This window comes from Rhizobacter sp. P2_H2, assembly GCF_056403375.1.
Genome location: NZ_JBFUFP010001208.1, coordinates 1 through 1,514 on the forward strand (window position 1 = coordinate 1; position 1,514 = coordinate 1,514).

General features: G+C 67.5%; 1 protein-coding gene. It reads right to left on the minus strand.

Annotated elements, in window-relative coordinates:
• Positions 1 to 182 precede the first annotated feature (182 nt).
• Positions 183 to 1,514, minus strand: a 1,332-nt coding sequence (gene htpG / locus AC1D15_RS31615; RefSeq protein WP_477829158.1) for a molecular chaperone HtpG, incomplete at its 5' end; no start/stop codon positions are given.

Sequence of the window (1,514 nt, forward strand, 5' to 3'; positions counted from 1 at the left end):
GCGGATGATCCACTACAGCGCCTGGCTCGCACGCCGCTGGAACGACCCGGCCTTCCCGATCGCGTTCCCGTGGTTCGGTGCGCCGGTCTACTGGACGGACCAGGCGGTGCGCCTGCGCGAGCAGATCGCGACGCTGCGGGAGCCGCCGGCGTTCGGCGGCCCCGCCTACTGAGCGCGCCGGATCAGGCGGTCAGCAGCGCCGTGACGCGGCGCACATACGCGGCAGGGTCCTCGAGCTGCCCGCCCTCGGCCAGCACCGCCTGGTCGAACAGGATGTTCGCGAGCTCGTCGAACTGCGGGCTCGATTCGAGCCGCTTCACCAGCGCGTGCTCGGCGTTCACTTCGAGCACCGGGTTCGTCTTCGGCGCGCTCTGGCCGGACTGCTTCAGCAGCCGCGCGAGGTGGCCGCTGATGTCGCCCTCCTCGACGACCAGGCAGGCCGGCGAGTCGACCAGCCGCGTCGTCACGCGCACGTCCTTCGCGCGGTCCTTCAGCGCTTCCTTCAGGCGGTCGAGCACCGGCTGGAACGCCGTCGCGACTTCTTCCGCCTGCTTCTTCTCGGCCTCGTCCTGCAGCTTGCCGAGATCGACCGAGCCCTTCGCGACGCTCTGCAGCGACTTGCCTTCGACCTCGTACAGGTGGCTCAGCATCCACTCGTCGACGCGGTCGACCAGCAGCAGCACCTCGATGCCCTTCTTGCGGAAGATCTCGAGCTGCGGGCTGCTCTTCGCCGCGGCCAGGTTGTCGGCCGTGATGTAGTAGATCGTGTCCTGGCCCTCCTTCAGGCGGCCCAGGTAGTCGGCGAACGAGACGCCTTCGTCGGCCTGCGTCGAAGCGAAGCGCAGCAGCTTGGTCAAGCGCTCCAGGTTCGCATGGTCCTCGCCGACGCCCTCCTTCAGCACCGCGCCGAAGTCCTTCCAGAAGGYGGCGTACTTCGCGCGCTCTGCCGCGTCCTCGCTGTCGGCGAGCGACTCCAGCATGCCCAGCACGCGCTTGGTCGAGCCCTCGCGGATCGCCTTCACGTCGCGACTCTCCTGCAGCAGCTCGCGCGAGACGTTGAGCGGCAGGTCGGCGCTGTCGATCACGCCCTTCACGAAGCGCAGGTAGACCGGCATCAGCGCCTCGGCGTCATCCATGATGAAGACGCGCTTCACGTAGAGCTTCACGCCGCCGCGCTTGTCGCGGTTCCACAGGTCGAACGGTGCCTTCGCCGGCACGTACAGCAGCTGCGTGTACTCGCTGCGGCCCTCGACGCGGTTGTGCGTGAACGCGAGCGGCGCCTCGGTGTCGTAGCTGATCTGCTTGTAGAACTCGGTGTACTGCTCGGGCGTGATGTCGCTCTTGCTGCGCGTCCAGAGTGCCGCCGCCTTGTTGACCGGCGCCCACTCGTCGTGGACGACCTGCTCCTGCTTCTCGGCATCCCACTCCTCCTTCTGCATCAGGATCGGCAGCGAGATGTGGTCGGAGTACTTGCTGATGATCGAGCGCAGCTTCCAGGCGGTGAGGAACTCCTC